This window comes from Amycolatopsis sp. WAC 01416 (assembly GCF_003947485.1).
Lineage (GTDB): Bacteria > Actinomycetota > Actinomycetes > Mycobacteriales > Pseudonocardiaceae > Amycolatopsis.
Genome location: NZ_QHHX01000015.1, coordinates 103286 through 127476, shown reverse-complemented (window position 1 = coordinate 127476; position 24191 = coordinate 103286). Strand labels below are relative to the sequence as shown.

Below are 24191 nucleotides of genomic sequence, written 5' to 3'. Positions count from 1 at the left end.
TCTGAAAGAGGGTGGGATGACCCCGGACACAACCGCACTCACGATCGACCGCGCGCACGCGCACTACGGGCCCCGCGAAGTGCTGCGCGGGATCACGGCTCAGGTGCCGTCGGCCCGGCTCACCGCCGTCGCCGGCGCGAACGGCGCGGGCAAGTCGTCGCTGCTCAACCTCGTCGCGGGTGTCCTGCCGCCGACCAGCGGTTCGGTGACCCGGCGGAATCCGGGGCGCGTCGCCTACGTGACCCAGCAGAGCGAGGTGTCACGATCGCTGCCGATCACCGTGCGCGCCACCGTGACGATGGGACGCTGGGCGCACCGCGGTCACTGGCGACGACTGTCCAAGGTGGACCGGCAGATCGTCGGAGAGTGCTTGGAGCGGCTGGAGATCACGTCGATCGCGGACCGGTTGATCGGCACCCTCTCCGGCGGGCAGCGTCAACGGGCACTGGTGGCGCAGGGGCTGGCCCAGCAAGCCGGACTGTTGCTGCTCGACGAGCCATCGGCCGGTCTCGATCTGCACGCCCGCGGCCTGATCGACGAAGCCCTGCGCACCACCGTCGCCGAGGGCACGACGATCCTGCGTGTCACGCACGACCTCGAGGTGGCGGGCCGGGCCGATCACTGCCTGCTGCTGCAGGACGGCCGCCTCGTCGGCGAAGGCGCGCCGGCTTCGGTGCTGACCCCGGAGCGCGTGGCGGAAGCGTGGGGCCTGCCTGCCCACATCCAATCGCCCGCTTTCGCGCCGGAGGCCGCCGATTCTCGCTAGGGTGGTCCGCCGAGTGAAGGGGGCACCGGTGGAAGAGACGTGGCGGCGCATCATGGCCTTGTTGTCCGAACACGCACCGGTCACCGCGCGGGAGATCCGGCCCCCGGCGCCGGCCTCGGACCTCGATCATCTCCGAAACCGCGTCGGCTTCGAACTCCCACCCGAGCTGCTCGCCTGGTGGGCACTCATGGACGGCGTCGACGACCAGCGCGTCCGCGGAGCTGGGTACCTGATTCCGAAGGGCTACCTGCCTCTTCGGTGACGCGAGCCGAGGACGAGTACGCCAGGCAGTCGCAGTACCCCGACCCGGACTGCTGCACCGCCGAAGGAACGCACCGCAAGAAGGCAGGACAGGACGGATTCCCGTTCTGCACAGCCATTCTCCCCATCGGCCGGGCCATCGACGGAGGCCTGCTGTGCGTCGACCTCCGGCCGGGCGAGCACCACGGTTGCGTCATGGAGTGGTACGCCAGCGACGGGATCTACTGGTCCGACTGGGCGTGCGTGACCGAGATCCTCGACGAGATCGCCGAGCGGCTCGACAACTACGTCCACGACCGTGAACTGCCCTACCGCGAACGGCATCCCGTCATCAGCGAAGGCGAGCTCAGCTGGCCTTGACCCGCGAAAGCCACCTCGCGGTGACGTCGAGTGCTTCCCGCGCGGTACTCCCGAACCCGTGCCCCGCGCCGGCAAGAGAGTGCCAATCCGTCGCGGGTCGCGCGAGAGCGGTCTCCCGCGCGATGTCGTGGGAGACGTGCTCGTCCCCCGAACCGTGGACGACGAGCGCGGGCATCGTGGACGCCAGGAAGCCGCCACGTGGGTCGAGACGAGCGAACTCCTCGAACAGCGCGGCCCCGAGCTCGAACCGTCCTTCGATGTCCAGGAACCCGTTCTCTGCCAACGAAGTCCGGTCCGAGTACAGGACAACACCCCGGGGCAGCTCCGGCTCCAGGAAGGTCCGCCGCAGGTCGAGCACCGGCTGCCAGAGCACGATCCGACACACGGGTAGCGACACCAGTGACAGTGTCGTGCTCACCGCGCCGAAACTCGAAGCCACGACCGAGACGGGTCCGTCCGCCGATTCCACCACAGCACGCAGATCGAGAAGTTCGCCCGCGATGGTCATGTCCCTCGGCCGGCCCTCACTGCGGCCGTGTCCGCGAAACGAGAACCGCAGCACCGCGAATCCCGCCGCGGTGAGCCTCGGGGCCAGCGCGGTGAAGAGTCCATTCTCCTCGAGGTCCGCGGTGATCCCGTGGACGAGCACGACGGTCTCCGGGCCGCCTTCGTGCCGGACGTGGTCGAGCCGGAGCCCGTCGGACGTCGTGATCACAGGTACAGCACCGCCGTGAGCACCATGCCGCCCAAACCGACCAGCCAGGTGTAGGGCAACGTCGAGACCATCGCGCGCTCAGGCCGGACACCGGCGTACTGGGACGCCCACACCGTCTGGGTGCTGGTGGGATCGGAGACGCTGAACACCTGGTTGTAGGACGCCATCAGCCCGACGACGGCCGGAAGCGGATAGATCCCGCCGGTCACCAGCACGCCCGCGACACCTGCGCCGAGTCCGAACACGTTGAGCGGGCCGCGGAACAGGCAGAGCGGGACGAGGGCGGCGAAGACCACGACGAACCACACCGCGCCGGACGGGCTGATCGCCGCCACGATCGGCGTCAGCGCGCCCTTCGCGCCGGGAAGTTTCACCGCGGCGAGAAGCATCCCGATCGCCACGAACAGCGCGATCGGCGGCGCCGCGACGTCGAAAGCCTTGTACAGCGAACGCAGACCGCGTCCGCTGAGCTCGCCCCATTTGGTCGTCGTCACCAGTGCGTAGACCACGCCCGCCAGGAGGGACGGCACGATCGGCACCGCGAACCCGAGGGCGAGGACGATCGGCAGGAGTGGCGCCAGGAGCGCGTACCAGGGCGCGTCGCCGCGTCGGACGCGAGCCTTCGGCCTGTCCAGTTTCACCGCCCACGTGTGCCGGGCGCCGCGCCGCGTCTGGATGAGGACGTACGCGATGCCCACGACGAGCGCCAGCGGGAACAGTTTGATCATGATCGACTTGACGTCGGAGACCGGCGAGCCCAGCGCGTCGGACAGGAACTGCCACACGGCGAGTTCGAGCGGCGAACCGGCGGAAATGCCCATCAGCACCGTGCCGCCCGCGGCCACCGGGCTGACGCCGACGGCGATCATGGCAGGGATGCCGACGACACCGGCGAGCATGGCCGCCGGAGCGGAGCCGGTGATGCTGCCGCACAGGATCGACACGGCGAACACGCCGAGCGCGACGACCGACGGCCGTTCACCGCCGAACTCGACGATCTTGCGCACGAGCGTGCCGGCGATACCGGTCTCGTCCATGAGCGTGCCGAGCCAGGATCCGAGCAGGACGGCGATCATCGTGGACGCCAGCGTCGCGGAGCCGGTTTGGAGCACGCCGGTCAGGATGCTGTCCTTCGCGCCGGTCAGCGGCGCCCCGGCGAGTACGGCGATGCCGAGCGCCAGCAGCACCAGCGCGAACGCGGTGGGCAGCACCCGGGTGAGCATGAGCACCACGCCCACCGCCATCAGGACGAGAATCGCGATACCCATGGTCAGTTCCCTCCCGCGAGCGCGGTGGTGATGAGCAGCGGGCTGACGGCCAGACCGCTGCGGTGATGGGCGAACCGGTGCGCGGCGATCTCCTCCGCACCGGCGACGTGTCCGCGCAGCCGCAGCGGGCCGAGCCGGATCGCCAGATGACCGAGCCGTCGGTTCAGCTCGCGCACGTCGAGCCGATGGTGCGCGAGTTCGTGTGCCACGGCGGCACTGCGCAGTGCTTCGCGGGTGACCGGCCATCCGCGTGCCTGTGCCAGTTCTTCCACCCGGCGCAAGGCCTCGGTGTACACCACGACGGTGCCGCGCTGATGCTCGGCGAGCAGCAGTACATGGTCGCCGACGCCGCCTTCCCGTTCCACGACCTCGATGTCGCCGGAATCGCTCCCGGCGGCCAGCTCGTCGCCGTAGGCCAGCGCGATCTCCGCCCAGGTGCGCAGCTGTTCGTCGGAACGGTTCTCGTGGGTGGGCGTCGCCCGCAGCAGGCAGACGGCCAGATCGACGTCACTCATCGACGGTCCTGGATGATCATGACGACCGGCTCGTCACTCGCCCGGGTCTTCAGCTCGGCTCCGGCGAGTGCGAGCAGCTGGTCCCTGTCGAGCACCCCGGACAGATCCGCGATCTTGGGTCCCACGAGCAACCAGACCGCCGGTGCGCGGGAACCGCCGTCGCCGTAGCGGGTGTGCTGATCGGCGAGCGTGGCCAGCCGCCCTTGAGCGGCACCGGCGTCGGAGGTCTCGACGACGGCCCCGGCACCGTGCAGCCGGATCACGCCCTCGCCATCGACGACCCGTACGTGCCGGACCGGCTTCGTGAACCGGCCGAACAGGCCCTGGCGCCGGGCGGACGCGGCGAACACGCGATGGTGCGCGGTGGCCGCGACGTGCCTCAACCCGTCACGCCCGACACCGATGCTGCGCGCGACCGCGGCACCGACCGTCTCCTCGTCCACTGTGGACGCTCGATCCTTCGTGCGCAGTTCGGTGGCGCCCGTGGCCACCGCCCGCACCAGGTTGCGCTGCGGGTCCACCGTGACGTCGACCTCGACACCGGCCGGATCGGCGCCCTGCGCAACGACCGCGGCCTCGGCTTCCGTCCGCACGGCGAGGATGTCGGCGTTGGAGGGACTGGGCACGATCCGCTCGACCGACTCCCGGACCAGCGCCAGCGCCGCGCCGAGCGGGCTGATCACCTCGGCGTGCGCGGCGATCCGCCACTCGTGCCCGGAATCCTCGCCGAGGAACGGGGTGACCGCGGCGGCACCGCCTCCGCCGCCGACCAGGGTCGGCCGGTCCAGCCGGTACTCCCGGGCGAGCCTGCCGACGACCGCGCGCACCGGCTTCACCGCCTGGCGCAACACCGCCCGCGCGGCTTCCTCGGCCGAAATGCCCATGGCCGCGGCGAGTGGTGCCATCGCCAAGCGCGCGGATTCCGCCTCGGAACGCGCGTAGGAGTCGGCGGGCACGACACCGAGCGCGTTGGCGGCGCACGTCAAGGTGAGTGCGTACCGCTTGCCGTCGGCCGCCTCCAGCGCCACGTAGTCGTTCGGATCGTCCGGCCGTGGAGAAACGGCGACCAATTTCGCTCCGGCCAAGGCCGACGCCGGCGCGAAACACGCGTACGGCAGGCCCGCGATATGCGCGCTGCGTGGCCCGACGTCGGTCACCGCGCGTCCGGAGAACCGGATCAGGGAACCGCCCCCGATGCCGATCGTGCGCACGTCGAGCGCGGGCAGGTAGGTTTCGTGCCCGCCGAGGTGGGCGTGACGCACCAGCACCCGGCCGCGGCGGACCACGCTGATGTCGGTGGACGTACCACCCGTCTCGAGGAACAGCCCTTCGCTGAGCTTCTCCCCCATCAGCGCGCCCGCCACCCCCGCGGCAGGTCCGGAAAGCGCCGTCAGCAGCGGACGGCGCCGCATCTCCGGCAGCGACATGACCCCGCCGTCGCCGCGGACCACCATCAACGGCGCGGTCACGCCCGCCCGGCGCACACTCGCCTCGACCAGGTCGGCGGTCGACACCATGCGCGGCATGATCCCCGCGTTCAGCACGGCGGTGCGAGCCCGCTTCGTGAGGCCGTAGAGGCCGGTGATCTCGTGCGTGGCCGTGGCGAGCAGACCGCGGTCCCGCGCGGCGGCCGCCACCGTCCGCTCCCCTTCCGGATCGTCCACACTGAACGGTTCGACGGCGACGACCACCTCAGCCCCTTGACGGACCAGGTCCTCGACGGCCGCGCCCGCGTCGGAGAGGTCACGCACCGGCGCGAACCGCACCGGGAGTTTCCGCCCGGGCGCCAGTTCCGTCTTCGCGAACGCTCCCAGCCTTCGCGTGGCGAAGGCGTCGAAACCGGTCCCGACCCCGGCGATCCCGACCGTCGCCACGTCGCCTTCCAGCAGCGCGTTGGTCGCCTGGGTGGTGCCGTGCGCGAGGAACGAGACGTCCTCCGCGCCTATGCCGACGTCGGCGCGGAGTTTCTCCAGCGCCTCGAGGATGCCGTGGGCGACACCGTCTTCGTGGTCGTGGCTGGTCGGGACCTTGACCTGGCCGAGCAGCTCGAACGTACGCGCGTCGACGGCGACCGCGTCGGTGAACGTGCCACCGACGTCGATGCCGACGCGAACCGGAGTGGGCTGGGACGACTCGGACCTCACTGTCCGCACCTCCTGGGGAATGGGTCAGTAACCGCGGACTTCCGGCCAGCGCCGTTCGACACCGGCGCGGTCCAGCACCCGGGCGAACTCCTCGAACCGCGCCGGCTCCTCGCGGACCGCGTGCGGTTCGCCGCCTCCGCGCAGTGCGAACCCGGCGAGGTGGCCGGCGACCTCGCCGACGTTCCACTCCACGGGGTGCAGCCGGTGGCAGCCGTTGGTGATGTGGGTCGTGCCGATGTTCTTGCCCGCCGGCAACAGGTTCCGCATCCGCCGGGGCAGCAGCGCGCCGAGCGGCAGCTCGAACGGCACACTCGGGACGTCGACGTAGGTGTCCCCCGCCGTGGACGGATGCAGGTCGATCCGGTAGCTGCCGACGCCGACGGAATCCTCGCGGCGTTTGCGGCCCGTCGGCCCGAGCACGTCGAGTGAGACGTCCTGCTCGACGATCGTCGTGACGGCCAGGATCCGCCGTGCTTCACGCACATAGGCGGCTTTGGCCAGGCCGTCTTCCGTGTCGACGATGTCCCGGCGGAGCTTCAGCCCGGGGAAACCGGTGCCACCGTCGAGCCTCGGTGCCTCGGTCTGCAACCAGTACAGCACCGACAACGAGAGCTGTTTGGCCTCGTGATGCGCCAGCGCCACGTCCTCGGCGGTGCTCACGCCGTCGATCTCGACCGCGGGCCGCAGCCAGTAGTCGTTGAGCGGCCAGTTCACCAGCGTGACGTCCGAGTCGAACGCGCCCGGCCGGTGCAGTTTCCTGGCGAGGATCCGGCGGAAGCCCCACAGTTCCTTGTCACCGGCGTCGGCGCTCTGGTCCGCGCTCACCGCCAGCGGATCGGTGTCCGGGTTCGGGGCGAAGGTGCGGCCGACCGGCGCCAGCGAACGCGGATCCGGGGCGAGGAAGCCGAGCAACGGGCCCGGCCAGAAGTCCGGCTGGTATTCGCGCCAGAAGCCGAACATCTCCGGCCGGTCGATCGTGTGGTCCTCACCCGCGTGGTGCGACAGGGCGAAGCAGTAGGTGATCCCTTGGAGATTGCCGCGATCGGCCTGCTCAGGGGCGTGAGGTTCGCCGTGGTCGGACTGGGCTTCGGCACCGATGGCGAACTCGGTGCCCGTGAGCGGCAGCAGGTCGCCGTTCTCGGTCGCGTCGAGCACGTACTCCGCGCGCACCGTGGTGCGCTCCCCGCCCGGCCCCTCGAAGGTGACGGCGTCGACCCGGTCGCCGCTCGCCTCCGCCGCGACCGGCCGATGCCTCAGCAAGACGGTCAGCCGCCCGGCGGCCCGGTGGGGTGCCAGCATCGCCTCCAGTACGGCGAGCGCCACCCGCGGTTCGTGGCACAGCTTGCTCACCCTGCCTGCTCCGGGGTTCAAGTCGGCCAACGCGGCCGCCTCGGCACGCAACGGGTAGTGCCGCCGGTAGTAGTCACGCACGCCCTCGCGGAAAGCGCGATAGGTGGCCGTACCGCCGAAGCGTTCGATCCACGGGTTCTCGTCCGGGGGAACCGCCTGTGCGGTGAACTGACCGCCGAGCCAGTCGGTCTCCTCGGTCAGCACGACGTGATGCCCCGCCGAGGCGGCGGCCAGCGCGGCGGCGACGCCGCCCACCCCGCCGCCCGCGACGAGTATCTCGGTGCCGAGTTCGAACATGGTTGGTCCTATCGGGATCGAGGTGGGCCGACCTGTACGCCGTCCACCTGTGGGCACCGCAGCAACTGCTGCGGCGCGGTCGTCTTTTCGGTCACGAGGTCGACCAGCAGCCGCACCGCGCGTCTGCCCATCTCCCGCATGGGGACCTCGAAACCGCTCACGGCCGGCGGTCCGCCGAGCACCGCCAGCGAAAGATCGTCCGGAGTGGACAGTCCGGCCATGTCGACGGCACGCTGGACCGCCCGGTACGCCGTGCCGGTGTCGGTTCCCTCCACCACCACGGCGGTGACCCCGTCGTCGACCCAGCCACGCACGGTCGTCGCGGTCAACTCCATGCCCTGTAACCGGACGACGCCGGTATGTGGGGCCGCTCGCAGCACTCCACGCTGCCGGTCCTCCGACGACGGCGCCTCGTCGGCCTCGCGCACATAGCGGATCTCGCGGTGGCCGAGATCGAGCAGTCGCCGTAGCACCAGCGCCGACGCGGTCACGTAATCCGCGCCGATATAAGGGATCCGGCCACCGAGTTCCGGACGCCGTCCGATGTAGACCAACGGGAACCCGTCGTCCACCAGCCGCGACACCGGCCCCTCCGGCACATGCCTGCCGAAGAACAGACAGCCGTCGGCCAGCCGGGTGCGGCGGATCGCGGCCTCCTGGCGGGCACCCGGTCCGCTGGTGCCGGTGAACAGGATCAGGTCCTGGCCGAGATTGGCCGCCTCTTCCTCCACACCGGACAGAATCGGGTGGTAGGTATCCGTTTCGTCGGTAGGGAACGCACTCCGGAACGTGTAGAGGCCGAGCAGGTTCGACCGTGACCGGGCGAGCCGGGTGGCCACCGGATGCGGCACGTAGCCGAGATCCTGAGCCACTTCCATCACCCTCCGCCGGGTCGACTCGGCCATCCGCACGGAACGGTTCCCGCCGAGCACCACGGAAACGGTCGCCTGTGACACCCCGGCGATGCGGGCGATGTCCGCCTGCCGCGGCGGACGGCGTCCTGATGCCATTCCGTCTCCTCCAGGGTGTGCTAATGCGGTTTAGCCGAGCATCTGTGCGAGATCCGGCGAAATCAAGGAAACGGGCCGATCCTGTCCGGTGTCGCCATTGAGCAGGACTAATACGTATTAGCGCCTTGACGGTGCACGGGGCGCTCCGAATGGTTGGACGAGCACGTCGACGCCGACGAGAGGGAGTGTCCGCATGACCGAACTGTCCCGCCGCGCGGCTCTGCGCGGAGCCGCCGGAGTAGGCCTCGGCCTGGCCGCGATACCCGTTCTGGGTGCCGGATCCGCGGTCGCGGCACCGGCCGGATTCCCGGAGTACCGCTACCTGCGCACCGCGTTCGACAAGAGCAACCTGAAGTACAACCCCACCGGCGAACTGATCTTCCCGTGCATCCGCGGTGTCGCGGGCCGGGTCGCGAACCCGTTGGGCCGCTACTACCTGTACTACGCGCCGCACGACGCTCCGGGTGGGATCTGCCTTTCCTACGCGGACAGCCTCGAAGGTCCCTTCACCGAATACCCGGGCAACCCGATCGTCAAGAGGACCTGGAATCCGCACTACGACGTCTCACACGTCTCGTCGTCGCACGTGCTGTGGAACGAGGACGCACGCGAACTGTGGCTGTACTTCCACGGTGAGAACACCACGACCCGGCTCGCCCGGTCGAAGGACGGCATCCACTTCACCTACGACAAGGTCGTGCTCTCCACCGCGATGCTGCCCGCCGGCACCACGGAGACCTCCTACGCGCGGGTGTTCCGCCACAGCCTGCCTTCGCGCGGCGCGAAGTTCGTGATGGTCTTCATGATCAACGACAAGAGCAACCATCGTTCGATCGGCTGGGGCTGGTCCGCCGACGGACGGAACTGGACGTTCTCGCAGACCCCGCTGATCCGTCCCGAAGAAGTCGGTGCGAGCAACATCGGCGCCCCGACCATCGCCGAACGTGGCGGCTCGACCTACGTCATCTACCACGAGAACATCGAAGCCGGCGGCAACATGCTCATCACCGAGGTCGGCACCGATTTCGGCAAGCGCGAACACCTCGGCGTCTTCCATGCCCCGATGTCGGGCGCGCCGGACAACGGGCGCTGCGCGGCTCCTTCGTTCGGGACCATGGACGGGAAGGAGTACATGTTCTACGAAGGCGGCGCGAGGCTGGACGGCTCGATCGCGATCGCCCGCGCGGTGTGATTTCCGAGCAACACCGCGACGGCCTGACGCGCCTGCCGGGCCGGAGCCGGGTCACCGCTGATGCCCGCCGTCACGATCGCCCCCTCGGCGAGCAGGTACACCGGCTCGGCCATGGCCGACCCCGCGGCCAGCACCCAGGTCTCGATCTGCTCGTGGAACGCCTGTTTGTGTGCTCGCACCTCGGCAAGGACCGCGTCGGAGGCAGGACCGACCTCGCCGTGGGCGTTGATCCAGGCGCAACCGCGGAAACCGGGTTCGGCGAACCAGCAGCCAAGCCAGTCGAAGATCGACAGCACCCGCTCGCGGGGATCCTGGACCTGCTCCACGTGGGCGGCCAAGCTCCCCCGCCACCGCTGATCACGCCGTTTGAGCATCGCCACCACGAGGTCGTCCTTGGCTTCGAAGAACCGGTAGATCCGCTTCAGCGACAGGCCGGACGCAGCGCGGAGCTGGTCCATGCCGACCGCCTGGATGCCGTTCTCGTAGAAGAGTTCCTCGGCGGCGTCTAGCAGGGCTTCGCGGTCCACGCGGTTCTGCTCGTCGGTGACGGCGGCCGGCATCGGGACTCCCTTGACGTTGAGAACGGTCGTTCCCTATCGTAGGCGCCAGACGTAGAGAACGCCCGTTCTCAACATGAGGAGGCCGAAGATGCCAGAAGATCGCCCGCCCTACCCGCCGTTCACGCGGGAGACGGCGCTGCGCAAGGTCCAAGCGGCCGAGGACGGCTGGAACACCCGCGATCCCCGCCGGGTGGCGACGGCGTACACGCCGGACTCCGTCTGGCGGAACCGGGACACGTTCGTCCGCGGCCGCGAGGAGATCGTCACGTTCCTGACCGCGAAGTGGGAGCGGGAACTGGACTACGCGCTACGCAAGAACCTCTGGGCGTTCACCGACGACCGGATCGCCGTCCGGTTCCAGTACGAATGGCATGACCACGCCGGTCAGTGGTGGCGCAGCTACGGCAACGAACTGTGGGAGTTCGACGAGCACGGGCTCATGAGCCGTCGCGAGGCGAGCATCAACGACGTGGCCATCTCCGAGAGCGAGCGGCGCATCCACGGCCCGCGCCCGGAGGAGGAACACGGAACCGACTTCCCACTCCGGTGAGGCCTCTCGCCGATCAGTCCACGATCGCGGCGATCTCCCACAATCCCAAGGACTTGTCGGCGTAGGACCCGCCCTTTCGGTACACCCTTCGACCAGCACGGCCAGCGGCTCCGGGAACCCGAACGGTTCCCGGCACAGGTTCAGCGGCCGCCAGTCACCCGTCGCGATGTCGGTGTTGGTGCCCAGCTCGGTGAAGGTCGTGGTCAGCAGGTACCGGGAGCCGCTTCGCCTGAGATTTCGCAGCGCCCGCTCGATGTCGGCGAAACTCAAGTGCACCAGGCAATCCCGGCACAGCACGAGGTCGGCAGACGGCAGCGGATCACCGGTCAGATCGAGCACCCGGAACTCGTGGACCGGATCGTCGTGGAACCGCGCGGCGTTCATCTCGATCAGGTCGGGGACGATGTCGGCGCCGATGTACCGGTCGAGGTCGAGGTCCACTTCACAGAGCCAGCCATAGTCCCCGCACGGGAGGTCGAGCAGGGTGCGCACCCCGAAACGATCGAGGAGGCCGGGCAGCCGGTCGCTCAGTTCCCGCGTCTGGACCGACTCGGAACCCGGCCCGGAGACCGACGAGGAACTCCACAACCGGGAGCGGAAAATGTAGGTGAAACGATCCTGGGTCCCCATGGTTTCGAGCTCTTCGGCGACCCGCCGGAAGTTGCGCTGCGCCGTGGTGATCGGTCGTTCGTCCACCCCTGCATGGTAGATCGATTCTCACGATTTGCCCGAAGACGGCATCAGCGCGTTCTCCTCGTGGTCGAGTTCGGTTTGCAGGATCCGCAGGCTGGCATCGGGCAACCGGCCGGCGTCACGCCAGCGAAGGAGCTCTTCCCGCTGCGCCTCGATGATGCTGTGCCGGGCGCGGACGGCCGCCTCGTATCCCGGAGCCCGGGGCGTGAGCGGGTTGTCCTCGAGGTAGGCCAGCCGCGCCCGGTAGCGCCGCTGACGGCTTTGAAGGTTCTTGCGCAGCGCCGCCACCGCCTCGTCCGGCACGTCGTCCTCTTCGACGAGCTGGTCCAGACGAGCGAGCGCCGCGTCCACGGCGGCGCTGCGTGCCTGATTACGCAGCCGGGCCTGATCCTGGACGTCGGCGCGCAGGCCGAGCCGTTTCAGGAGCGGCCCGAAAGTCACCCCTTGGCCAACGAGCGTCACCAAGACCACCAGGAATGCCGAGAACAGCAGCAGATCGCGCGCGGGGAACGGACTGCCGTCCGCGGTCACGACGGGGATCGCGAACGCGGCCGCGAGCGTGATCACCCCTCGGGTGCCCGCCCAGCTCAGGCCCGCGATCTCTTTGCCCGTCAGCGCCCGCTCCGCTGCCTCCCCCGTTTCGTCCGCGCTGCCGAGCCGGGCGTGCAGCCGCCGCGGGAAGAGTTGGGTCAGCACCAGCCACAGCGGCCGGACCAGCAGGACCGCGCCCACGGTGACCACCGCGGTCAAGACCACCGAACCGGCCGGGTAGCCACCGAGCCCGGCGATGACGGCGGGCAACTGCTGGCCGATGAGCAGGAAGACGAATCCTTCCAGGAGGTAGTTGACCAGGCTCCACACCGCGCCCGTCTGCAACCTGCTCGCTCCCGTCTGGAGGCGGGGCGTCTGATGTCCGACGATCAACCCGGCCACCACGACGGCCAGGACACCCGAACCGTGGATGGTCTCGCCGAGCACGTAGGCGGTGAACGGCGTCGCCAGCGAGACCGCGTTCGCCGACAGGGGATCCGCCAGGACGCGGCGGGACAACCGCACCAGGAACGCCACGACCACACCGACCAGCAGGCCACCGATCGTGGCCAAGGCGAATTCGCCGGTCGCGAGCCCGAACGAGAAACTGCCGCCGACCGCGACGGCGAGCGCCATCTTGTAGACCGTCAGCGCCGTGGCGTCGTTGAGCAGCCCCTCGCCCTCGATCAGGGTCGACAGCTTCGCGGGCAGCCCGACCCGGCGACCGACGGCCAGCGCCGCCACCGGATCCGGCGGCGCCACCGCCGCACCGAGCGCGATCGCGGCCGCGAGCGGGATCGCCGGGACGAGCCAGGTCAGCAACCCGCCGACCGCGAAGGCCGTCGCCAGCACCAGCAGGACCGAGAGACTGACGACCGAGCGCAACCTGCTGCGGATCGCCAGCAGACTCGAACCGAGCGCGGCGTTGTACAGCAACGGCGGAAGGATGACGTCGAGAACGAACTCTGGTTCCAAATGCAGATTCGGCCCAGGGAGCAAGGCGTAGACGAGCCCGACGACGGTCAGCAGCACCGGATCCGGCAAGCCGATCCGGTGACTGATCGCGCTCACCACGACGATGACGCCCAGCATGACCAGCACGAATCCGATTGCACCCAGCATGCCCCTTGTTCTACCTGACGGAAAAACCCGGCCGCGCGCGTGTCGTCCATCCAGTCACGCGTGTCGTCCGTCTGATCACACGTGCCGTCCCGTCAACCACTAGCCCCAGCAGCACGATGGCGCGTGAAGGCCTTCCCAAGTACGTGAAGGACCCCTTCACATACTTCGTGCGACCACCGGCACCGACCGTGCCACCTTTGCCTTACCCCTCGATAACACCCACGAGCCCCGGAGCAGACCGATGACCGAATGGGACGTCGAAAGAGACCAGCTGTTGAAGGCGAATGCCGGTGCACTGGCCGGGACCGCGCTGTCGAACGTCGTGCGCGAGTACCCGCACCACGAGAGCCACTGGCATCTCGAAGGCGTGCCCATCCTCTCCCCGCGCCTGTCGCATCCGTGCTTCTACGGCAGTTTCGACTGGCATTCCTGTGTGGAGATGTTCTGGGTGCTCGTACGTCTGCTGCGCCACCACGCCGAACTCGTACCGGCCGAGGAGATCCGCGAGTGCCTCGACCAACACCTGACCGTCGACGCCCTCGCGGGTGAGGTCGCCTACTTCGCCCCCGAGGAACACCGCACCACCCAACGGCCGTACGGCTGGTCCGCGCTGCTGGAACTCGCTTTCGAAACCGCCACCTGGGACGACCCGGATGCCGCACGCTGGTCAGCCGCGTTACAAGAGTTGAGCGCGGTCTTCGTGACCCGCTACCTCGGCTGGCTGCCGCGCACCACGTACCCGATCCGGTACGGGGTGCACGACAACGGCGCGTTCGGGTTGTCCCGCGCCCTGCCCTACGCCTGTCACCTCGCCGAGCAGGGCGACTCACGACTGCGCGACGTCATCGTCGAGACCGCCTGGCGCTGGTTCGGATCCGACCACGACTACCCGGATGCTTGGGAACCGTCCGGAGCCGACTTCCTGTCCCCCGCCCTCGCCGAAGCCGAACTCATGTCCCGCCTGCTGCCCGCGACCGAATTCGCCGAATGGCTGGACAGGTTCCTGCCCGGCATCGCCGAGCGGAAACCCTTGTCACTTTTCACTCCGGCGACCGTGACCGATCCTTCCGACGGGCAGATCGCCCACCTGCACGGCCTCAATCTGCATCGCGCCTGGTGCTGGCACCGTCTCGCGTGCACCCTCCCCGAGGGCGACGACCGGATCCCCGCCATACTCGGGACCACGCACGCGCACACCCATGCCTCACTTTCACAGACCACCGGCGGTGCCTACATGGTCGAACACTTCCTGGCCTACTACGCACTCCTGCTGCTCGGTTGAGCCGGCGATGACCTGGTCGTTCCCGCGAATCACCATCGGCGCCGAACGCCGGCTGCTCGAAGCCATGCTGGACCGCAACCGGGCCGAACTGGTCGGTTCGGTGCGCGGTTTGTCGGAAGCCGACTCCCGACGGCGGCTCGTCGCGTCGATGACCACACCGATCGGCCTGCTCAAACACGCGGCGGTCGCCGAACGGATCTGGTTCCACCACGTCCTCGGCGGCGTGCCCGAGAACGAATGTGACGGTGACACGACGCCGGGCGACGCCAGTTTCGTCGTCGGGGACCACGAGACGCTGGCCGAGGTGATCGCCGAGTTCGAGCGCGCCAGTGCGCGTTCCCGCGTGATCGCCGCGGACTTCGACCTCGACGAGATCAAGACGCATCCCCGCGTCGGCGACGTGAGCCTGCGGTTCGTCCATTTGCTCTTGATCGAGGATTTCGCGCGGCACGCCGGGCACGGCGACATCCTCCGCGAACAGATCCTGTCCGAGGGGTGACCACCCGGTCAGACCAGTCACTCGCTGTTGGTGAGCCGAGTGAGGTCACAACAGGTGGCGGGACGACCGATCGAGTGAACCCACCGTGAGCACGGATGCTCGGGTTTGGCTGAAATTGACCGTAACCCGCTCTTGCGATCAGCATTCTGCATAGTGCCAAATCGTCGCGCACGACGACGAATATTCGGTACTCCACCTGCGAAGATCAGCTCGGGGGCAGATCGCGCCACGACCTGGCTCGACACCGGAAAGGCAAGTCGCCGGGCCGTCGAGGCCTCTCGACGTCACTGGGCCATTCGGCGCCACCCGCTACTTTTAGTAGTTTTCTGGGTCACCCAGACCGTTGAGCGACGCGTGCATACCGTTCAGCGCGACACACGCTGTACGACTGAACGGTCACAGTCCGCTTTCGCCAAGATGTTCTCAGCCGCACCGGTAAAGAACCGGTAACGCACGCGTGGCCCCCTGCTGTAACAGGAGGCCACGCGGATGTCCATTCGCCCGCTCGCTAGAACAAGGACAGGACAGCCGTGACCATACAGCCTGATAACGCGAAGACACCAGACAACGGTCCGCCCCGACGGGTCAAAGTCGTCATCGAGCACGTCGAAAAGCCGGCGCGGCGGGTCGCCACCTCCGCGGAAATGCTCCGCGCGGCGCGGCCTCTCCTGAGGAGCCCCGGGCGCCACCGCAAGGAGCAGACCAGGGACAGCTGGCTCTGCCTGGCGATGACGGTTCTCGCCGGCTGGGCGCCGACGCTGCGGATGTGTCTCCTCCTGGCGATCGGCGGCGGGATCGTCGTCGGCGTCATCAAGATCAGCACACCGGAGATCGGCGCTTCGGCGGGGACCTTCGTCGGTCTTCTGACCCTCTTCGGCGCCTGGATTGTCAAAGCCCGCCAAGGAAAACACCGGCGCGAGCCGAGTCTGTAGCCCGAACCCACGCCCCGTGCCGGTCGCGTCGCCGGCACGGGGCTTCGACATAGTCGGAAATTCTCCACATCCGGCCGGCGACCTCCGGTTGAATGATCGCGAAGTCCCGACATGTGAGGAGATCTCGTGCGGACAGCTAGAAGACTGGGGGCCGTGGCCGTTTCGGTGCTGGCAGCGGCCACGGCATTGAGCGGCCCGGCGTCGGCGGGCACCGTGCAGTCGTTCCACACCACGCTCGACCCCGCTTCGGTGCGGGAGTCGGTGCGTTACCTGGTCGAGAACTACCAGGTCGACGAACAGGAGGCGATACGCCGTCTGGAATTGCAGACCGACGGCGTCAAGCTGGACGAGCTGCTGCGCCGTGATCGCGGCGCCGAGTACGGCGGCATGTGGCTCGACCAGGAAAAGGGGCAGCTGGTCGTGGCGATGACCGAGCCCGCGGCCGCCGAACCGTATCTGCGGGCGATGCCCGCCCGTTCCGACGTTCGCACACAACGGGTCCAGCACTCGTTGCAGCAGCTCACGGCGGCGAAGGAACGCGTCGCCGCGAAGGTCGGCGCCGGGCCGGAAGCCGTCTACCTTCCGGCGGTGAGCGAGTCCGAGAACCGGGTCGTGCTGTGGGAACGCGGCTGGGTGGCACAGGAGAAGGCGGCCATGCGCGCCGTGGCCGCCGAAGTCGACACCGCTCGCACGGCCGCGGCGGCGGAATCCGGCATGGTCGTGTCGCGCGTGCTGGCGAATCCCAACGCGCTCTCCACGCCGAACGTGGACTTGGGTTTCTGTCATCCGCTTTACTGCACCGGTTACGGCCCGATGCGCGGCGGAATCCGGCTGGATATGAAGCGGGACAACGGCACCTGGGGCGGCTGCACCAGCGGTTTCAACCTGCGGTCGACCGGCGGCGGTTTCCCCGGCAAGGGCTGGGTGCTGACCGCGGGACACTGCATGCGGACGAAGACCAACAACACGCCGACTCAGCACAACGGCAACGATGTGCTGCAGCAGCACGGCATCGAGAAGAGCTCGTACCCGTACGACTACGCGGCCTTGCCGTACGTCAACGACGCGGCGGCGACGAACTGGCTCGAAGGCCAGACCGGCCGCAACCGGGTGCTGAAGTACTGCCGCAACGGTGGCATGGACAGCAACGGTGACACCCCGTGCGGCGCGCAGGCCACCTCGGTCGACGAGTACATCACCGGCGCGCACAAGCTCGCCGACATCAAGGCGGGCTGGGTCGTCTGCGCCTCGGGGACCGCGTCGAGCGCGGTGAACTACCCCGATTCCGTGGACAGCGGCGCGGGCGCCGGCTACCTGGTCGGAACCCGCTGCGGTCGTGTCCTGTCCACGGACGTCGGCATCAACACCGACCTGTGCGCCCGTCCCGGCGACAGCGGCGGACCGCTGTTCAGCCAGGCCGATCACGCGGCGCTGGGCATCCTGGTCGGCAACCAGCAGTCCCGGTCGGGCCCCTGCCAGGCCGGTGAGCTGAACAACTACGCGCCGATCGAGACGATCACCACCGATCTCAGCGAGCGGATCGCGAGCCAGGGATCGAAGTTCGCGGTGATCACCACTCCGAACGGCTGATCCTCGAGTACGTGAAGAGGCCCCCTTCGTCGCGAGACGCGATGAAGGGGGCCTCTTCATATAACTTCTCAGGACGTCAGCAACGGACCCTCGTACCGCAACGAGTCATCCTCGCCGTACACCCGGACCGTCAACTCCGGCGGCTCCCACGGCGCGAACACTTCGTCGACCGTCTGGGGCACCGGCCCCAGGTCGACGTCCACCGCGAAGGTATGAGCCACGATGTCGGCTCCGACGACGGCGCCACCCGCATCGGCGACCTCCAGGCGGCTCACCCCGGCGTCGATCGCTCCGAGCACACCCGGCCTGCTGCTCCAGACCGCGAATCCGCGCTCGGCGGTGTCACTTCCGTACCCTCTGCTCATGATGTTGAACAGCGTGCTCTCTCCCTCCCGGAAGACGCACTCCGCCTCGGCGCCCGAATCGTTGTAGGCCAGCAGCCGCCCGTTCGCGCTGCCCGCCAAGAGCCGTGCGCCGGTGTGCCATCCGGCGTGTGACACCGCCTCCGTCGAGCCCGCGGTCTCCGCTGACCGATACAGCTCAGTGAGGGCCGTCAACTCCGCTATCCACTGCTCGACTTCTTCATCCCTTGCTGGGGCCACTACGCGTGAACTCTCCTTTCCGACTGTCCACAATGGTCACCATTGAGGCTGACACACCCGGATGTCGATCACATCGGGGTTTCCCCGGAGATCGCTGGGGCCCGCTGCACGGTTCCGTGCAACCGACAGGCGTTAGGCCGGGCAGAGCAATCTCACGGCTTTCCCGTCATGGGGGTTTTGGTCGCACGTCGGAGTGTCGCCGGGGCAATCCCGGCGACACTCCGACGCAGAGGGGTACGGCTGATGACCGCGCAGCGCACGATCATGGACGAGATCGGCGAAATCGGTGTCTGGCTGACGGGCGAATTCGGCGGCCGCGTGTCCTCGACCATGATCAGCCGGGTGCTCAACGCAAGCAAACGCGACCTCGAAGGACGTATCGACCCCGAGGAACTGGGTGAGATGTTCTACACCCTCTGCCGGTTCCGGCTCCAGCGGATCGTGGCCGCCGACCAGCGGATCACCGTCAAGCTCCCCTGACGTTCACGGTGACGGTCTTGAGCTCGACGTACAGAGCGAGGGCCCGCGGCACCGTATTCACGGCCGAGGCCACTGGCCTTGAAGCCACCGAAGGGGCCGTCGAACCCGATAGATGCACCGTCGACGTGACCGTGCCGGTGCGGATCCGCCGTACGACGGCGAGCGCACGACCCTCGTCGGCCGACCAGACACCGCCGGAGAGCCCGTACTCCGAGTCGTTGGCGATGCGGACCGCTCTGCTGATCCAGCCCCTCCATCTGCCTCGAAGGAGGACATGGCCGCTCCGCGTGCGGCGGATCTGCTCGTCGACCCCTTCCTGGGTGGAGTTGGTGCGAGCTAGCGTCCGCCCTGCCCATGAGGATTCCGTCGCGTCAAGTGCCCGCTTCGCGACGATGGCGCGCTCACATCCTGCTTCTTGACGCCTTCGATCGGGGCGGGGACCTCCGGCGCCCGAGAAGTGGATCGGTGGCGGTTCACCCGATCAACGATCCCGGGCAGCGTCGTGCCGGACCAGAGCGTGAATGAGGCATGAGTTAGGCGTGAATGTGGCGCACGGTTCCCTGAACAGGCTTTTCACAGACGATGCCGCCCACTAGGAACTTCGTCACCCGCTCCCCCCATGGAGCGGCGATGTCACGCTGAGTGTGCGATGGTGACGACATGGCCGCTTCGCGCAGACGATTCCCCGTGTCCTGGACCACCGTCATGCCGGTCCTCGCCATCGTCGTCCTGGTGCTGAGCTGGGGCCGCGAACTGGGCCCCGTGCCGGTGGTCGTCGTCGCGCTGGCGCTCGGCGGGACCGTGCTGGCCGCGGTCCACCACGCCGAAGTGGTCGCGCATCGCGTCGGCGAACCCTTCGGCTCGCTGGTGCTGGCGATCGCGGTCACGGTCATCGAAGTCGCGCTGATCGTGACGATGATGTCCTCCGGCGGCCCCGAGGCAGGCACACTGGCCCGTGACACCGTGTTCGCCGCGGTCATGATCACGATGAACGGCATCGCCGGCATTTCGCTCATGGTCGGCGCTCGCCGCACCGGCGAGACGCATTTCAACCCGGAGGGCAGCGGCGGTGCGCTCGCCACCGTGGCGACGCTCGCCACCGTCAGCCTCGTCCTGCCGACGTTCACCACCAGCACCCCCGGCCCTGCCTTCAACGGCACGCAGCTGACCTTCGCCGCTGTCGCCTCACTGCTGCTCTACGGCCTTTTCGTGCTCACCCAGACGGTGCGTCACCGTGACTTCTTCCTACCGGTCGACAGCGAGGGTTCTGTCAAGGAGGAGGAACACGCGGAACCGCCGACCGACAAGGCGGCGCTGACCAGCCTCGGGTTGCTGCTGGTGGCGCTGGTCGCCGTCGTCGGACTGGCGAAGGTCGAATCACCGGCGATCGAAGCGGGGGTCAGGGCGGCGGGCTTCCCGCAGTCGTTCGTCGGCGTCGTGATCGCCATGCTGGTCCTGCTGCCGGAGACCCTGGCCGCGTCCCGGGCCGCCCGACGCGACCGGATGCAGACCAGCCTCAACCTCGCCTACGGTTCGGCGATCGCGAGCATCGGGCTCACCATCCCGACCATCGCGCTGGCGTCGATCTGGCTGGACGGGCCGTTGATGCTGGGCCTCGGCGCCACACATATCGTGCTGCTGGCGCTGACGATCGCGGTCAGCGTGCTCACCGTCGTCCCCGGCCGCGCGACCCGGCTGCAGGGCGGGGTGCACCTGGTCCTGCTGGCCTCGTTCCTGGTCCTCGCCGTCAATCCGTGACACGAGTCCTCTTCGGACGGTGTTCTGTCGGTGGTCGCGGGTAATCTCTGCCCGGTGAACGCTCGGGACCGCATCCAAGAACTCGCCGATCAGATCGTCGTCCTTCGCGACGCCTACTACCGGGGCTCGCCGAAGGTGTCCGACGCCGACTACGACGCGATCGAAGACGAATTGCGCGGCCTCATCGAGGCCAACCCCGAGCTGACCCCGGATCCGAACCCGCTCGACCAGGTCGGCGCGCCCGCCATCCTGCACGCGCCCATCCGGCACTCGCGCCCGATGTTGTCGCTGGAGAAGGCGACCAAGCCTGAGCAGGTCGCGGCGTTCTTCACCCGCTTCCCGGGGCAGTCGGTGGTCGTCATGCCCAAACTCGACGGCCTGTCGCTGGCCCTGGTCTACGAGAACGGGCGGCTCGCCAGGGCCGTCACCCGCGGCGACGGGACCACCGGTGACGACGTGACCATGCTGGTGCGGGCGCTTACCGACGGCGTCCCGGACAAGGTCGACGCACCAGGCCGGGTCGAGGTCCGCGGCGAGGCCGTCATGCTGCGTTCCACTTTCGCCGCCTACAACAAGGTCCACCCGGACAAACCGCTGATCAACCCGCGGAACGCCGCCGCCGGAACGCTGCGTGCCAAGGACCCGGCCACCGTCGCCGAGCGGCGCCTCCAGTTCTTCGCCTTCGACCTCTCCACCGAACCCGACAGCGCCGAAACCGATCTCGACGGCGCGCTGAGGACGCTCGGGTTCGCCGCCGCCGACATGCGGCACTGCGAAGACGCCGATGCGGCGCAGGCCGTCATCACGACCATCGAGCAGCAGCGCAACGACCTCGATTACGACCTCGACGGTGCCGTGCTGCGCCTGGCCGATCGCGACGCCTACGCGGCCGCCGGAACCCGGTCCAGCTCACCGCGCGGCGCACTCGCGTTCAAATTCGCCGCGGAGGAGAAGACCACGGTGCTCGCCGACGTGGTCTGGGATGTCGGCAAGACCGGCAAGATCGCTCCCGTCGCGTGGCTGGAGCCGGTGTTCGTCGGCGGGACCACCGTCACCCGGGCGACACTGGCCAACCAGGAGGTCATCCGCGCCCGCGGCATCAAGATCGGCGACACCGTGCTGGTGCGCCGCGCCGGCGACGTGATCCCGTTCGTGGCGGGTGTCCTCGACGCCACCAAGCGCACGGGCGAGGAGCTGGAGATCGTGCCGCCGTCGGTGTGCCCCTCGTGCGAAGAACCGCTGACCGAACAGGGCAACAGTCGCGAGCTGTTCTGCACCAACGTCGCCTGCCCCGCACAGACCGTCCGGCGGCTGATCCACTGGGCGTCGCGTGCCGCCGCGGACATCGACGCGATCGGCGGGGTCTGGATCGAGCGGCTCGCCGAGGCCGGGATTCTCGAACACCCGTCGGACTTCTACCGGCTCACCAAGGAAACACTGCTGGAGTTCGACCGCATCGGCGAGATCTCCGCGACCCGCATGATCGAGTCCATCGACAAGAGCCGCGCCGTCGGTCTGCGCCGGGCGCTGATCGGGCTGGCGATCCCGATGGCCTCCGAAGGCACCGCCGCGCGCCTGTGCCGCGCGGGATTCGGTTCGCTGGAAGACGTCGCCGACGCGGGCGAAGAGGGCCTCGTCGCCGTGGAGGACATCGGCCCGAAGGTCGCCGCGTCCCTGATCGAGCACCTCACCCGACTGCGCCCGGAACTCGAGCGGCTGCGGGAGGCCGACGTCTCACTGGACGTGCGCGAAGAGGACCTTCCGCCGGTCGTCGCGGCCGGCGCGCCGCTGGCAGGCAAGACGGTCGTGGTCACCGGATCGATCAGCGACCCCCGTTCCGGAGAGAAGGTGCCGCGCCCCACCTTCCAGCGGTTATGCGAAAAGGCGGGCGCGAGCATCGCGTCGTCGGTCTCGGCGAACACGGACCTGCTCATCACCGGCGCCGACGTCGGGGCGAGCAAGCTGACGAAGGCCGAAAAGCTCGAAGTCGAGGTCGTGGACCAGGGCGTCATCTGGCAGCAGTTGATCGAGGCGGGCGTCGTTTAGCAGGAATCTCGTGAGTGGTAAGGACGGTTCTGGCCAAGGGTGTCCTATTGAGGGGTAGGGCAAAGGTGGCGTGAATGGGGTCGCCAAGGAGCCTGAAGCGCTCTTGACCGTCCATAAAGGACGCCAACCAGGCAACGGTGTCCATTTGGGTACTTCGCGTGGGGGTCGCGAGTGGCAATGAGGGTTCTAACCGTCATTGCCACTCACGACCCCCACGCGAAACCGTTCATATAGGCATCAACCAGACATTTCACCACTCGAAAATGTCCCTTGTGGACACTCAAGGGCGCGGCTGGCACCCGTAGTCGGTCCAGAGCCACGATACGAAGGCCTCCTGCCCACCTCGAAGCCATCGAAGGGCCCTTCCCTCGGCTCAGCCGAGGAAACTCGACCTTCACACCGTGCCGAGGTACATGAAGGACCCCTTCACTGCGCCAGGCGCAAGGAAGGGGTCCTTCATGTACTCAAGAGGGCAAGAACACTGGTACGAGCTGGTCAAACCCTCGTTACCCCGCGGGCTTCGTCCGGTACCGCGGGCTCGTCGAGTGCCATTCGAAACCGCCGCCCATCCATCCCCGTAACCCGCGTAGGAACCGTTGCAGTTCAAGGGAAGGCACAGCGCTCAGCTTCTCGTGCGCCGCCTGGAAGTCCCGGACGACGTCGTTGTGCAGTTCGACGGTGATCGCCGTGGCCTCTTCGATCGAGCATTTCCGGTCGTCGGCGATCAGCAGGACCGCGTTGCAGGGCGGCGACTCATCCTCCAGGTCCTTGGCGACCGAGTGCACGTCGTTGACCAGCACGGACGCCGTGCCCGCTTGGATCGCCGCCTCACGGACCCGCGGGTCGTAGTAGAGGTTCGACGTCAGTTCGTAGCCGCCGAGGACGTCGATCAACGTCATCGACGTGTAGAAGCTGTCGTGCTGCCGGGCAGCGAGGTACTCCCAGGCGGGCGGGTATTTCCCGCTGTGGCGCCATGCCGCGTAGGCACTCCAGCTCACGAACATCGCGAAGGTCGAATAGCAGACCCGTTGGACCTGCGCGGCGGTCCCGGCTTGCCGCAGGAAGTCCGTCCCCGAGTTGAGGGCCACCAGAACCCGGTCGTTTCGCAGCGTTTCGTCGAGGTCTCGGCTGAATTCGCCCAGTGACGGCACCGGGTCCATGGCGGCCATCGCGAGCGCGAGCTTCGGCGGCAGCTCCGCCGGCACCGCACCGAGCGAGGTGTCATCGGCGTAGAGGTCGTCGGCCGCCCACCAGGCGGCGTTGAGCCGCGCGGAGATCAGCAGTTTGTCGGGATCCTCGCAGTCCGGGTGGGCGAGCATGACGAGCCTGCCGAAACCCGCCTTCCCGATCTGCTCGCATTCCTCCTCGCCGAACCCACACTCCCCCGCCCACAGGATCAGCCGTCGGTCGACCTCCTCGGCTAGCGGATCGTTGATGCGTTCGGTGACGGGGCAGTACAACGGCGGCGCGGACCCGTCGCCCCACGGCCGGTACGCGTACGCCGGGTCGAGAGCGGGTTCCCCCGGCGGCGGAGTTTCCTCCACCGCCTGGGGAACAGCGGTCAATCGGGCCACCAGCCGAGCGGCTGACGTGCCCAGTCCGCTCGGACCGGCCAGTAGTGTGGCGAGCGCACCCTGTTCGGTCATCGCTTACTCCGATGGTCTCGCG

Annotated in this window: 22 protein-coding genes and 2 pseudogenes; 12 read left to right on the top strand and 12 right to left on the bottom strand. The window is 68.4% G+C overall.

Going from position 1 to position 24191, the window contains the following annotated elements; genetic code table 11:
• Window positions 1-16 precede the first annotated feature (16 nt).
• Genes aztA through DL990_RS42060 form a run of 3 tightly spaced genes read left to right on the top strand, consistent with a single transcriptional unit; the run spans window position 17 to window position 1387 of the window.
• Window positions 17-766 (top strand): zinc ABC transporter ATP-binding protein AztA, encoded by a 750-nt coding sequence (gene aztA, locus DL990_RS38750; RefSeq protein ID WP_125801650.1) that lies wholly within the window; start codon window positions 17-19, stop codon window positions 764-766.
• A 28-nt stretch (window positions 767-794) separates the two neighbouring features.
• Window positions 795-1028 (top strand): hypothetical protein, encoded by a 234-nt coding sequence (locus tag DL990_RS42065; protein ID WP_233620702.1) that lies wholly within the window; start codon window positions 795-797, stop codon window positions 1026-1028.
• Entirely contained in the window at window positions 1025-1387 is a 363-nt protein-coding gene (locus DL990_RS42060) for a hypothetical protein (protein ID WP_233620701.1), read from the top strand. Before DL990_RS42065 ends, DL990_RS42060 begins: the two co-directional genes overlap by 4 nt.
• On the opposite strand, the gene DL990_RS38740 is transcribed toward DL990_RS42060, so the two are convergent.
• The 6 genes from DL990_RS38740 to DL990_RS38715 are packed head-to-tail and all read right to left on the bottom strand — an operon-like array spanning window position 1374 to window position 8686.
• Window positions 1374-2102 carry an alpha/beta fold hydrolase gene (locus DL990_RS38740; protein WP_125801649.1) on the bottom strand — a complete coding sequence of 243 codons (729 nt, stop codon included), beginning with the start codon at window positions 2100-2102 and terminating at the stop codon, window positions 1374-1376. The two genes, DL990_RS42060 and DL990_RS38740, sit on opposite strands and share 14 nt — an antisense overlap.
• Window positions 2099-3370, bottom strand: a complete 1272-nt coding sequence (locus DL990_RS38735; protein ID WP_125801648.1) for a transporter — start codon at window positions 3368-3370, stop codon at window positions 2099-2101. Before DL990_RS38735 ends, DL990_RS38740 begins: the two co-directional genes overlap by 4 nt.
• A gap of 2 nt (window positions 3371-3372) precedes the next feature.
• The gene (locus tag DL990_RS38730; protein WP_125787633.1) at window positions 3373-3885 is read right to left on the bottom strand and encodes a hypothetical protein; all 513 of its coding nucleotides are present in this window, start codon (window positions 3883-3885) and stop codon (window positions 3373-3375) included.
• The gene (locus tag DL990_RS38725) at window positions 3882-6029 is read right to left on the bottom strand and encodes a hydantoinase/oxoprolinase family protein (RefSeq protein ID WP_125801647.1); all 2148 of its coding nucleotides are present in this window, start codon (window positions 6027-6029) and stop codon (window positions 3882-3884) included. Before DL990_RS38725 ends, DL990_RS38730 begins: the two co-directional genes overlap by 4 nt.
• 24 nt (window positions 6030-6053) lie before the next feature.
• Window positions 6054-7676 (bottom strand): FAD-dependent oxidoreductase, encoded by a 1623-nt coding sequence (locus tag DL990_RS38720; protein WP_125801646.1) that lies wholly within the window; start codon window positions 7674-7676, stop codon window positions 6054-6056.
• 8 nt (window positions 7677-7684) lie between these two features.
• Window positions 7685-8686 carry a LacI family DNA-binding transcriptional regulator gene (locus tag DL990_RS38715; RefSeq protein ID WP_125787636.1) on the bottom strand — a complete coding sequence of 334 codons (1002 nt, stop codon included), beginning with the start codon at window positions 8684-8686 and terminating at the stop codon, window positions 7685-7687.
• 193 nt (window positions 8687-8879) lie between these two features.
• Here DL990_RS38715 and DL990_RS38710 point away from each other — a divergent pair, with 193 nt between their 5' ends.
• Window positions 8880-9878, top strand: a complete 999-nt coding sequence (locus tag DL990_RS38710) for a hypothetical protein (protein WP_125801645.1) — start codon at window positions 8880-8882, stop codon at window positions 9876-9878.
• Here the strand turns inward: DL990_RS38710 and DL990_RS38705 are convergent.
• Window positions 9824-10438, bottom strand: a complete 615-nt coding sequence (locus DL990_RS38705) for a TetR/AcrR family transcriptional regulator (protein ID WP_125801644.1) — start codon at window positions 10436-10438, stop codon at window positions 9824-9826. The genes DL990_RS38710 and DL990_RS38705 overlap by 55 nt on opposite strands.
• An 88-nt stretch (window positions 10439-10526) precedes the next feature.
• Here DL990_RS38705 and DL990_RS38700 point away from each other — a divergent pair, with 88 nt between their 5' ends.
• A complete protein-coding gene (locus DL990_RS38700) occupies window positions 10527-10988 on the top strand; it encodes a nuclear transport factor 2 family protein (RefSeq protein ID WP_125801643.1) in 462 nt (153 codons plus the stop codon).
• A 285-nt stretch (window positions 10989-11273) separates the two neighbouring features.
• Here the strand turns inward: DL990_RS38700 and DL990_RS42055 are convergent.
• Both DL990_RS42055 and DL990_RS38690 read right to left on the bottom strand, forming a co-directional pair.
• Window positions 11274-11618: pseudogene (locus DL990_RS42055) on the bottom strand (class I SAM-dependent methyltransferase); the annotation flags it as partial.
• 87 nt (window positions 11619-11705) lie between these two features.
• A complete protein-coding gene (locus DL990_RS38690) occupies window positions 11706-13334 on the bottom strand; it encodes a Na+/H+ antiporter (protein WP_125801642.1) in 1629 nt (542 codons plus the stop codon).
• Window positions 13335-13575: 241 nt separating this feature from the next.
• On the opposite strand from DL990_RS38690, the gene DL990_RS38685 reads away from it, so the two are divergent.
• The 4 genes from DL990_RS38685 to DL990_RS38670 all read left to right on the top strand — a co-directional run bounded on the left by DL990_RS38685 (window position 13576) and on the right by DL990_RS38670 (window position 17637).
• Window positions 13576-14616: a DUF2891 domain-containing protein gene (locus DL990_RS38685; RefSeq protein ID WP_125801641.1), complete on the top strand. Its 1041-nt coding sequence runs from the start codon at window positions 13576-13578 to the stop codon at window positions 14614-14616.
• A gap of 7 nt (window positions 14617-14623) precedes the next feature.
• Complete coding sequence (locus DL990_RS38680) at window positions 14624-15115, top strand: DinB family protein (RefSeq protein WP_125787643.1); 492 nt, start codon at window positions 14624-14626, stop codon at window positions 15113-15115.
• 530 nt (window positions 15116-15645) lie between these two features.
• A complete protein-coding gene (locus DL990_RS38675; protein ID WP_233599056.1) occupies window positions 15646-16047 on the top strand; it encodes a hypothetical protein in 402 nt (133 codons plus the stop codon).
• Window positions 16048-16173: 126 nt separating this feature from the next.
• On the top strand, window positions 16174-17637 hold the full coding sequence (locus tag DL990_RS38670; protein WP_233620700.1) for a trypsin-like serine protease: 1464 nt from the start codon (window positions 16174-16176) through the stop codon (window positions 17635-17637).
• Window positions 17638-17705: 68 nt separating this feature from the next.
• Here the strand turns inward: DL990_RS38670 and DL990_RS38665 are convergent, their stop codons facing one another.
• Entirely contained in the window at window positions 17706-18137 is a 432-nt protein-coding gene (locus DL990_RS38665) for a hypothetical protein (protein WP_233620699.1), read from the bottom strand.
• A gap of 345 nt (window positions 18138-18482) precedes the next feature.
• Here DL990_RS38665 and DL990_RS38660 point away from each other — a divergent pair, with 345 nt between their 5' ends.
• On the top strand, window positions 18483-18719 hold the full coding sequence (locus DL990_RS38660; protein WP_125787645.1) for a hypothetical protein: 237 nt from the start codon (window positions 18483-18485) through the stop codon (window positions 18717-18719).
• Here the strand turns inward: DL990_RS38660 and DL990_RS38655 are convergent.
• Window positions 18706-18954: pseudogene (locus DL990_RS38655) on the bottom strand (aldehyde dehydrogenase family protein); the annotation flags it as partial. The gene DL990_RS38660 and the pseudogene DL990_RS38655 sit on opposite strands and share 14 nt — an antisense overlap.
• Before the next feature lie 425 nt (window positions 18955-19379).
• Between DL990_RS38655 and DL990_RS38645 the strand changes: the two are divergent.
• Both DL990_RS38645 and ligA read left to right on the top strand, forming a co-directional pair.
• Window positions 19380-20477, top strand: coding sequence for a calcium:proton antiporter (locus DL990_RS38645; protein WP_125787646.1), 1098 nt, complete (start codon window positions 19380-19382; stop codon window positions 20475-20477).
• 54 nt (window positions 20478-20531) lie between these two features.
• Entirely contained in the window at window positions 20532-22523 is a 1992-nt protein-coding gene (gene ligA, locus DL990_RS38640) for an NAD-dependent DNA ligase LigA (RefSeq protein ID WP_125787647.1), read from the top strand.
• A 506-nt stretch (window positions 22524-23029) separates the two neighbouring features.
• On the opposite strand, the gene DL990_RS38635 is transcribed toward ligA, so the two are convergent.
• Window positions 23030-24169, bottom strand: a complete 1140-nt coding sequence (locus DL990_RS38635; RefSeq protein WP_125801639.1) for a family 2 encapsulin nanocompartment cargo protein terpene cyclase — start codon at window positions 24167-24169, stop codon at window positions 23030-23032.
• Window positions 24170-24191: the final 22 nt, after the last annotated feature.

Bases quoted from the DNA above. Each gene is read 5' to 3' on its own strand.
- DL990_RS38660 (WP_125787645.1), top strand. From the start codon at position 18,483: ATGACCGCGCAGCGCACGATCATGGACGAGATCGGCGAAATCGGTGTC.
- DL990_RS38735 (WP_125801648.1), bottom strand. From the start codon at position 3,370: ATGGGTATCGCGATTCTCGTCCTGATGGCGGTGGGCGTGGTGCTCATG.
- DL990_RS38720 (WP_125801646.1), bottom strand. From the start codon at position 7,676: ATGTTCGAACTCGGCACCGAGATACTCGTCGCGGGCGGCGGGGTGGGC.
- DL990_RS38690 (WP_125801642.1), bottom strand. From the start codon at position 13,334: ATGCTGGGTGCAATCGGATTCGTGCTGGTCATGCTGGGCGTCATCGTC.
- DL990_RS38710 (WP_125801645.1), top strand. From the start codon at position 8,880: ATGACCGAACTGTCCCGCCGCGCGGCTCTGCGCGGAGCCGCCGGAGTA.
- DL990_RS38680 (WP_125787643.1), top strand. From the start codon at position 14,624: ATGACCTGGTCGTTCCCGCGAATCACCATCGGCGCCGAACGCCGGCTG.
- DL990_RS38715 (WP_125787636.1), bottom strand. From the start codon at position 8,686: ATGGCATCAGGACGCCGTCCGCCGCGGCAGGCGGACATCGCCCGCATC.
- DL990_RS38700 (WP_125801643.1), top strand. From the start codon at position 10,527: ATGCCAGAAGATCGCCCGCCCTACCCGCCGTTCACGCGGGAGACGGCG.
- DL990_RS38730 (WP_125787633.1), bottom strand. From the start codon at position 3,885: ATGAGTGACGTCGATCTGGCCGTCTGCCTGCTGCGGGCGACGCCCACC.
- aztA (WP_125801650.1), top strand. From the start codon at position 17: ATGACCCCGGACACAACCGCACTCACGATCGACCGCGCGCACGCGCAC.
- DL990_RS38685 (WP_125801641.1), top strand. From the start codon at position 13,576: ATGACCGAATGGGACGTCGAAAGAGACCAGCTGTTGAAGGCGAATGCC.
- DL990_RS38635 (WP_125801639.1), bottom strand. From the start codon at position 24,169: ATGACCGAACAGGGTGCGCTCGCCACACTACTGGCCGGTCCGAGCGGA.
- DL990_RS38645 (WP_125787646.1), top strand. From the start codon at position 19,380: ATGGCCGCTTCGCGCAGACGATTCCCCGTGTCCTGGACCACCGTCATG.
- DL990_RS38705 (WP_125801644.1), bottom strand. From the start codon at position 10,438: ATGCCGGCCGCCGTCACCGACGAGCAGAACCGCGTGGACCGCGAAGCC.